The 8308-nt window shown below is 55.4% G+C and carries 4 protein-coding genes, 2 tRNA genes and 2 rRNA genes; 1 reads left to right on the top strand and 7 read right to left on the bottom strand.

Annotation, left to right across the window (positions count from 1 at the left end; genetic code table 11):
- The coding region (locus ACIGXX_RS43985; RefSeq protein ID WP_399984883.1) for a recombinase family protein at positions 1-520 on the bottom strand (520 nt) is incomplete at its 3' end.
- Between the two features lie 238 nt (positions 521-758).
- Complete coding sequence (locus ACIGXX_RS43990) at positions 759-1073, bottom strand: hypothetical protein (protein ID WP_232357157.1); 315 nt, start codon at positions 1071-1073, stop codon at positions 759-761.
- A 502-nt stretch (positions 1074-1575) separates the two neighbouring features.
- Between ACIGXX_RS43990 and ACIGXX_RS43995 the strand changes: the two genes are divergently transcribed.
- Positions 1576-1710 carry a PAAR domain-containing protein gene (locus ACIGXX_RS43995; protein WP_198108122.1) on the top strand — a complete coding sequence of 45 codons (135 nt, stop codon included), beginning with the start codon at positions 1576-1578 and terminating at the stop codon, positions 1708-1710.
- A 372-nt stretch (positions 1711-2082) separates the two neighbouring features.
- Here the strand turns inward: ACIGXX_RS43995 and ACIGXX_RS44000 are convergent.
- The 5 genes from ACIGXX_RS44000 to ACIGXX_RS44020 form a co-directional block, all read right to left on the bottom strand.
- Positions 2083-4964, bottom strand: a 23S ribosomal RNA gene (locus ACIGXX_RS44000).
- A 285-nt stretch (positions 4965-5249) separates the two neighbouring features.
- Positions 5250-5325: transfer RNA gene (locus tag ACIGXX_RS44005), tRNA-Ala, on the bottom strand.
- A 38-nt stretch (positions 5326-5363) separates the two neighbouring features.
- Positions 5364-5440: transfer RNA gene (locus ACIGXX_RS44010), tRNA-Ile, on the bottom strand.
- 64 nt (positions 5441-5504) lie between these two features.
- Positions 5505-7037: ribosomal RNA gene (locus ACIGXX_RS44015) — 16S ribosomal RNA — on the bottom strand.
- The 16S and 23S rRNA genes sit together here with 2 tRNA genes alongside, the layout of an rRNA operon.
- Positions 7038-7611: 574 nt before the next feature.
- Positions 7612-8142 carry a cytochrome b gene (locus tag ACIGXX_RS44020; RefSeq protein ID WP_171026769.1) on the bottom strand — a complete coding sequence of 177 codons (531 nt, stop codon included), beginning with the start codon at positions 8140-8142 and terminating at the stop codon, positions 7612-7614.
- Between the last annotated feature and the right edge of the window lie 166 nt (positions 8143-8308).

An 8308-nucleotide genomic window follows, 5' to 3' on the forward strand; every position in this document is an offset into this window, starting at 1 on the left:
GGCCGCGTTGCAATTCCCCCTTCATGAGGCCATGTTCGTCCACGAGGATCCGGCGTAACGCATAGCCTGCAGGTCCGCCTTGCCGGAAACCGAGCTCGATCAACCGACACTGGCCAGCGAAGACCTTCGCTGACAACTCGCGGCTGTACTCACCGGCCATCGCACGCTTCACACCTTTGACGATCGTCGAAACTGGCGAGCCGTCGTTCTCGAACTGTTCAGCGCAATAGGCGACCTGGATGCCTGCACGCCGGCAGATGTACTCGTAATAGGCACTTTCGTCTGCATCCTGGAATCGTCCCCAGCGGCTTACGTCGTAGACGAGGATGACCTGGAAATCGGCCATGCCGGTTTCCACGTCCCGGATCAGTTGCTGCAGCGCCTGGCGCCCATCGATACGCAAACCGCTTTTACCTTCGTCGGCGTAGGTCCGCACGATCTCAAGATCGCGACGAGCAGCGTAGTCGCGAATGCGATCACGTTGATTCTCCGTCGAGTATTGCTGGTGCTCCGTCGACATCCGAACGTATTCAGCAGCCCGCATCCTGCAGGCCTGCTCGTCAACGGATTCGCATGTGCAATCGAGGTCCACGATCCAGCTCCGACTGGCAACCGCCCCTCGCTGCGCCATCCCCGGCATCGATTAGGGGATTTGTATCGGTGAACGCGTCGCGCCTTGCAATGACGTCGAATGCGAGCGAGTACACAGCCAAGGTAGCAGGCCATAGACTCTTTTCGTACACGTCATCTCTTTGCAATCACGCCGGAACCGGCCTTGGCTCAGATAGCACGGCGATGTGCACCGTCCACGCGTTCATCTTTGCAACGCCTGCCTCAACCGCGTTGCGCAGGATGTAGAACCCAGATGCCAACGGGCGACAGGCCGGCCACACGTCCATGTTTGCAATGGCACCAGCAGTCCGCCGTGCATTTCGTCGTCGCTGCATCGCGCAATTGCGATCGCGATAGGCCGGGTGCGTCTCGCGGTAGTGCCGCCAGTAGTCAGGATGTCGGGCCCGCCAGCTGGCCTGGGCGCGGATCTGGTTCTCGCGATAGTCGGGATCGACTCGCATGCGCTGGTGCTGCCATGCACGCCGGCGAGCACGCTGGCATGCCTTGGCCGAGCAAAAGCGTTGATGAGGGATGTGTGAGAGCGGAGTGAAGGGTGTGCCGCAGGCGGCACAGATCCGATCCGATTTCATGGCCGTACTCCACAGAGGATTCACAATGGGGTCGGCCGTGTTCGGGGCCAGGGTCAGTTGAAGCCAGCTCGCGGGACGCGGCGTCCCACCCTCGCAGATTTTCCGCCGCTCGCGATGCTCGTGCGATTCACGCCTATCAGTTCCACTCTCAGTTCGCGCGGCGCAGAGCCTTGTGCCGCGAGCCTCTGCGGTCCACCCGCAAAAATTTTCACGTTTTGTGGCGTGACTGCCGAGTTTTTTCACTATTCGCGTCAAAAAGCTCGAAACGCCGTGACAGAGTTAGTGAAAAACTCCAATAAATTCAATGGGGCGACTTTTCAACATTTACGACACCCGACACGTAGATAGCACAACCTGAAAGCAGACCCATAAGTTGAAAGCTTACCCGATCGTTCAGGGCTCCAGCCAGTACACTATTGAAGGCCGCGCCGTTGCGCTGGACGGGATGAAGACTGCATGTGGCGCATCGCTGATCGCCAGCCAACAAGAATTCTTGGCAAGCGAGTGATGCTCTCTGATTTCAAATGAATCGGGCCTTGCCCGCTTCACACGCATTTCCGCCGCTGAAATGCAAAAACCCCCGCCTTTCGGGCGGGGGTTTCTGGCTTAGGGAGCCTGACGATTACCTACTTTCACACGGGAATCCGCACTATCATCGGCGTAGAGTCGTGTCACGGTGCTGTTGGGGGTGGGGAGGGGTGGGACCGACTCGCTATGGTCATCAGGCAAAGAGGGTTGTTGCGCTGGCTTCGCAGCACAACCAATCTTGGAAGAAGCAGTAATTTTGAGTTGTGTGTATCACACACGAGAATCCAACTTGTCGCTTTGGATCGCAGCCAGTGCTGTCGCACGGCGCCGATCTACAAGGCAGACTTGTTATAGGATCAAGCCTTACGGGCAATTAGTATCAGTTAGCTGAACGCATTACTGCGCTTACACACCTGACCTATCAACGTCCTGGTCTCGAACGACCCTTCAAGGGGATCTAGTCCCCAGGGATATCTCATCTTAAGGCGAGTTTCCCGCTTAGATGCTTTCAGCGGTTATCTCTTCCGAACATAGCTACCCGGCGATGCCACTGGCGTGACAACCGGTACACCAGAGGTTCGTCCACTCCGGTCCTCTCGTACTAGGAGCAGCCCCCTTCAAATATCCAACGCCCACGGCAGATAGGGACCAAACTGTCTCACGACGTTTTAAACCCAGCTCACGTACCTCTTTAAATGGCGAACAGCCATACCCTTGGGACCGGCTACAGCCCCAGGATGAGATGAGCCGACATCGAGGTGCCAAACACCGCCGTCGATATGAACTCTTGGGCGGTATCAGCCTGTTATCCCCAGAGTACCTTTTATCCGTTGAGCGATGGCCCTTCCATACAGAACCACCGGATCACTATGACCTGCTTTCGCACCTGCTCGACTTGTCGGTCTCGCAGTTAAGCACGCTTATGCCATTGCACTATCAGCACGATTTCCGACCGTACCTAGCGTACCTTCGTACTCCTCCGTTACGCTTTGGGAGGAGACCGCCCCAGTCAAACTGCCTACCATGCACTGTCCCCGACCCGGATCACGGGCCAAGGTTAGAACCTCAAACAAACCAGGGTGGTATTTCAAGGACGGCTCCACCGAAACTAGCGTTCCGGTTTCATAGCCTCCCACCTATCCTACACAGATCGGTTCAAAGTCCAATGCAAAGCTACAGTAAAGGTTCATGGGGTCTTTCCGTCTAGCCGCGGGTAGATTGCATCATCACAAACACTTCAACTTCGCTGAGTCTCGGGAGGAGACAGTGTGGCCATCGTTACGCCATTCGTGCAGGTCGGAACTTACCCGACAAGGAATTTCGCTACCTTAGGACCGTTATAGTTACGGCCGCCGTTTACCGGGACTTCAATCAAGAGCTTGCACCCCATCATTTAATCTTCCGGCACCGGGCAGGCGTCACACCCTATACGTCCACTTTCGTGTTTGCAGAGTGCTGTGTTTTTATTAAACAGTCGCAGCCACCAGTTTATTGCAACCCCTTCACCCTTCTGGCGCAAGCCAGTCAAGCTACAAGGGCGTACCTTATCCCGAAGTTACGGTACCAATTTGCCGAGTTCCTTCTCCCGAGTTCTCTCAAGCGCCTTAGAATACTCATCTCGCCCACCTGTGTCGGTTTGCGGTACGGTCATCGTTAGACTGAAGCTTAGAGGCTTTTCTTGGAACCACTTCCAATTGCTTCGCTCCCTAAGGAGCTCGCGCCACACCCTTGAATTCCGCGCCCGGATTTGCCTAAGCGCCTTCTCCAATGCAGCGACCGGGACTTCCAACACCCGGACAACCTTCCGCGATCCGTCCCCCCATCGCATCTAACAATGGTGCAGGAATATTGACCTGCTTCCCATCAGCTACGCATTTCTGCCTCGCCTTAGGGGCCGACTCACCCTACGCCGATGAACGTTGCGTAGGAAACCTTGGGCTTACGGCGAGGGGGCCTTTCACCCCCTTTATCGCTACTCATGTCAGCATTCGCACTTCCGATACCTCCAGCACCCTTTACAAGGCACCTTCGCAGGCTTACGGAACGCTCTCCTACCATGCGTGCTAAGCACGCATCCGCAGCTTCGGTATATAGCTTAGCCCCGTTACATCTTCCGCGCAGGACGACTCGATCAGTGAGCTATTACGCTTTCTTTAAAGGGTGGCTGCTTCTAAGCCAACCTCCTGACTGTTTTAGCCTTCCCACTTCGTTTCCCACTTAGCTATATTTGGGGACCTTAGCTGGCGGTCTGGGTTGTTTCCCTCTTGACACCGGACGTTAGCACCCGATGTCTGTCTCCCGTGATTGCACTCTTCGGTATTCGGAGTTTGCTATGGCGGGGTAATCTGCAATAGACCCCCCAACCATGACAGTGCTCTACCCCCGAAGGTGAGACACGAGGCACTACCTAAATAGTTTTCGGAGAGAACCAGCTATTTCCAGGTTTGTTTAGCCTTTCACCCCTATCCACAGCTCATCCCCTAACTTTTCAACGTTAGTGGGTTCGGACCTCCAGTACGTGTTACCGCACCTTCATCCTGGCCATGGATAGATCACCTGGTTTCGGGTCTACGCCCAGCAACTGAACGCCCTATTCGGACTCGCTTTCGCTACGCCTGCCCTATACGGTTAAGCTTGCTACTGAACGTAAGTCGCTGACCCATTATACAAAAGGTACGCCGTCACCCCTTACGAGGCTCCGACTGTTTGTATGCATGCGGTTTCAGGATCTATTTCACTCCCCTCCCGGGGTTCTTTTCGCCTTTCCCTCACGGTACTGGTTCACTATCGGTCGATCACGAGTATTTAGCCTTGGAGGATGGTCCCCCCATCTTCAGACAGGATTTCACGTGTCCCGCCCTACTTGTCGCACACCTAGTTCTTTCATACTGTTTTCGCCTACAGGGCTATCACCTGCTATGGCCGCACTTTCCAGAGCGTTCGGCTAACAATACAAATAAAGAGTGCAAGGCTCATCCCATTTCGCTCGCCACTACTTTGGGAATCTCGGTTGATTTCTTTTCCTGCGGTTACTTAGATGTTTCAGTTCACCGCGTTCGCTTCGCATGGCCTATGTATTCAGCCATGGATACTCCAAAAGGAGTGGGTTTCCCCATTCGGACATCTACGGATCAAAGCTTGTTTGCCAGCTCCCCGTAGCTTTTCGCAGGCTACCGCGTCCTTCATCGCCTGTGATCGCCAAGGCATCCACCACATGCACTTGTTCGCTTGACCCTATAACGAGTCTGTCTCTCGACAGTCGCTACAGGTTGAGTTCTCGCGTTGTGCCGTATTCCAATTGAGTCAAACATAGAGTTCGAATCATCTTGAGATACATCGATACAATCACAACCCGGATAGTTTTCACGTCCATCTCAAGACGCTTCCGCTATCCAAATTACTTACTTCTTCCAGATTGTTAAAGAACGACAGCCGATATCTGTTGATATCCTCTGACTGGCTCAATCGCCAATGACAAAGACTCGAACAATCGTCATTCGAATGTTTGTCATTGAAGATTGGTGGAGGCAGACGGGATCGAACCGACGACCCCCTGCTTGCAAAGCAGGTGCTCTCCCAGCTGAGCTATGCCCCCATGAGTACAGATGACCTCAGGTACCTACCGCCAGACAATGGTGGGTCTGGTTGGATTCGAACCAACGACCCCCGCCTTATCAAGACGGTGCTCTAACCGACTGAGCTACAGACCCCTGAGTCTGTCTTTAAATTTACAGCCGATAAGCGTGAGCGCTCAACTTTGCGAGATAGCTCTGGAAAGGAGGTGATCCAGCCGCACCTTCCGATACGGCTACCTTGTTACGACTTCACCCCAGTCATGAATCCTACCGTGGTGACCGTCCTCCTTGCGGTTAGACTAGCCACTTCTGGTAAAACCCACTCCCATGGTGTGACGGGCGGTGTGTACAAGACCCGGGAACGTATTCACCGCGGCATGCTGATCCGCGATTACTAGCGATTCCAGCTTCATGCACTCGAGTTGCAGAGTGCAATCCGGACTACGATCGGTTTTCTGGGATTAGCTCCCCCTCGCGGGTTGGCAACCCTCTGTTCCGACCATTGTATGACGTGTGAAGCCCTACCCATAAGGGCCATGAGGACTTGACGTCATCCCCACCTTCCTCCGGTTTGTCACCGGCAGTCTCCTTAGAGTGCTCTTGCGTAGCAACTAAGGACAAGGGTTGCGCTCGTTGCGGGACTTAACCCAACATCTCACGACACGAGCTGACGACAGCCATGCAGCACCTGTGCGCCGGTTCTCTTTCGAGCACTCCCGCCTCTCAGCAGGATTCCGACCATGTCAAGGGTAGGTAAGGTTTTTCGCGTTGCATCGAATTAATCCACATCATCCACCGCTTGTGCGGGTCCCCGTCAATTCCTTTGAGTTTTAATCTTGCGACCGTACTCCCCAGGCGGTCAACTTCACGCGTTAGCTACGTTACTAAGGAAATGAATCCCCAACAACTAGTTGACATCGTTTAGGGCGTGGACTACCAGGGTATCTAATCCTGTTTGCTCCCCACGCTTTCGTGCATGAGCGTCAGTATTGGCCCAGGGGGCTGCCTTCGCCATCGGTATTCCTCCACATCTCTACGCATTTCACTGCTACACGTGGAATTCTACCCCCCTCTGCCATACTCTAGCCTGCCAGTCACCAATGCAGTTCCCAGGTTGAGCCCGGGGATTTCACATCGGTCTTAGCAAACCGCCTGCGCACGCTTTACGCCCAGTAATTCCGATTAACGCTCGCACCCTACGTATTACCGCGGCTGCTGGCACGTAGTTAGCCGGTGCTTATTCTTCCGGTACCGTCATCCCCCGACTGTATTAGAGCCAAGGATTTCTTTCCGGACAAAAGTGCTTTACAACCCGAAGGCCTTCTTCACACACGCGGCATTGCTGGATCAGGCTTTCGCCCATTGTCCAAAATTCCCCACTGCTGCCTCCCGTAGGAGTCTGGGCCGTGTCTCAGTCCCAGTGTGGCTGGTCGTCCTCTCAGACCAGCTACTGATCGTCGCCTTGGTAGGCCTTTACCCCACCAACTAGCTAATCAGCCATCGGCCAACCCTATAGCGCGAGGCCCGAAGGTCCCCCGCTTTCATCCGTAGATCGTATGCGGTATTAATCCGGCTTTCGCCGGGCTATCCCCCACTACAGGACATGTTCCGATGTATTACTCACCCGTTCGCCACTCGCCACCAGGTGCAAGCACCCGTGCTGCCGTTCGACTTGCATGTGTAAGGCATGCCGCCAGCGTTCAATCTGAGCCAGGATCAAACTCTTCAGTTTAAACCTGTTACTGTTTTCGGTTCAGTTAAGAACCGGTCGCTCACTCAAAGCTGACAGGAATATGAATCACTTCATAAACCTGACTTACTTTAGTGTGAGACTCTTGATACTTTCGCTATCTGATCCGAGGATCAGCTCGCTGCCATCAAGCGCCCACACTTATCGGCTGTTAATTTTTAAAGAGCATTCTGCGAGGAACTTCGTGTTTCCCGGCAGCGCTGCGTTTTCAGCAGCAGAGAAGCGAGATTATCAACCGTTTTTTTAAATCCGTCAACAACTTTTTTAACTACTTCGTTGCGACGACTGCGGTTTAATTTCGTCAGCACTGGAATCGATAAAACCGACTTCAACAGCACCGCTTCCCTTCTTTCCCCGCGCCGCGTTTCCGTTAGCGCGAAAGAGGCGTGATTCTAAGCACCTGCCTCAGTTTCCGCAACCCCTTTTGTGAAATTATTTTGACATGTGGTAGCGGAGGTCGCTGAACCTTTCCTCCGCTCATATATATGCGACACGGCGGGAGCAGCCCCGGTTGCCCGTGAACCGCCCCGCCGCATCGAGCGCAATCCTCCGCCGCTCACCGCCCCACCATCGCCCTCACCACACCGTCCCGCCGAATCAGCCCGTGATACAGCGCAGCGGCAAAGTGCGCGAGGAACGTCGCGAAGAACAGATACGCCAGCACCCGGTGCGCGACCCGAAGCCACGCGAACGTCACCGGATCAGCCGACACCAGCGCCGGCAGCTGCACACCACCGCCCAGCGTCACCGGATACCCGCCCGCCGACAGCATCGCCCAGCCGATCAGCGGCATCGCGAGCATCAGCGCATACAGCACGAGATGCGAACCGTGCGCGGCAACCTTCTGCCACCACGGCAGATCCTCCGGCAGCGCCGGCGGCTTCGACAGAACCCGCACCACGATCCGCACGCACACGAGCACCAGCACGGCAATGCCCAGCGGCTTGTGAATCGCCACCAGAAGCGCATGCCGCTCGGAAACGGACGCCACCATCCCCACCCCGATGAACAGCATCGCGATGATCATCGCGGCCATCACCCAGTGCAGCACCCGCGCCGGCAAGCCAAACGTCGTCGAAGCCTTCATCACCGTCCCTCCCCACTCAATCGCGCCACGCCCGCTACCCCGGCCTCTTCACTCGTCCTGCGCAGATACGAATCCGCATAAGCCGCCGACCGCGCCGCCAGCAACGGATCCCCCGATACCTGAATCCCCTGCGGCAGCACCGTCGGGTCGTAATTCACGTCGCGGC

It is taken from the genome of Streptomyces sp. NPDC055243, assembly GCF_044544025.1.
Taxonomy (GTDB): domain Bacteria; phylum Actinomycetota; class Actinomycetes; order Streptomycetales; family Streptomycetaceae; genus Streptomyces.

Excerpts from the sequence above, each read along its gene's own strand:
- ACIGXX_RS44020 (WP_171026769.1), bottom strand. The coding sequence starts at position 8,142 with ATGAAGGCTTCGACGACGTTTGGCTTGCCGGCGCGGGTGCTGCACTGG.
- ACIGXX_RS43990 (WP_232357157.1), bottom strand. The coding sequence starts at position 1,073 with ATGCGAGTCGATCCCGACTATCGCGAGAACCAGATCCGCGCCCAGGCC.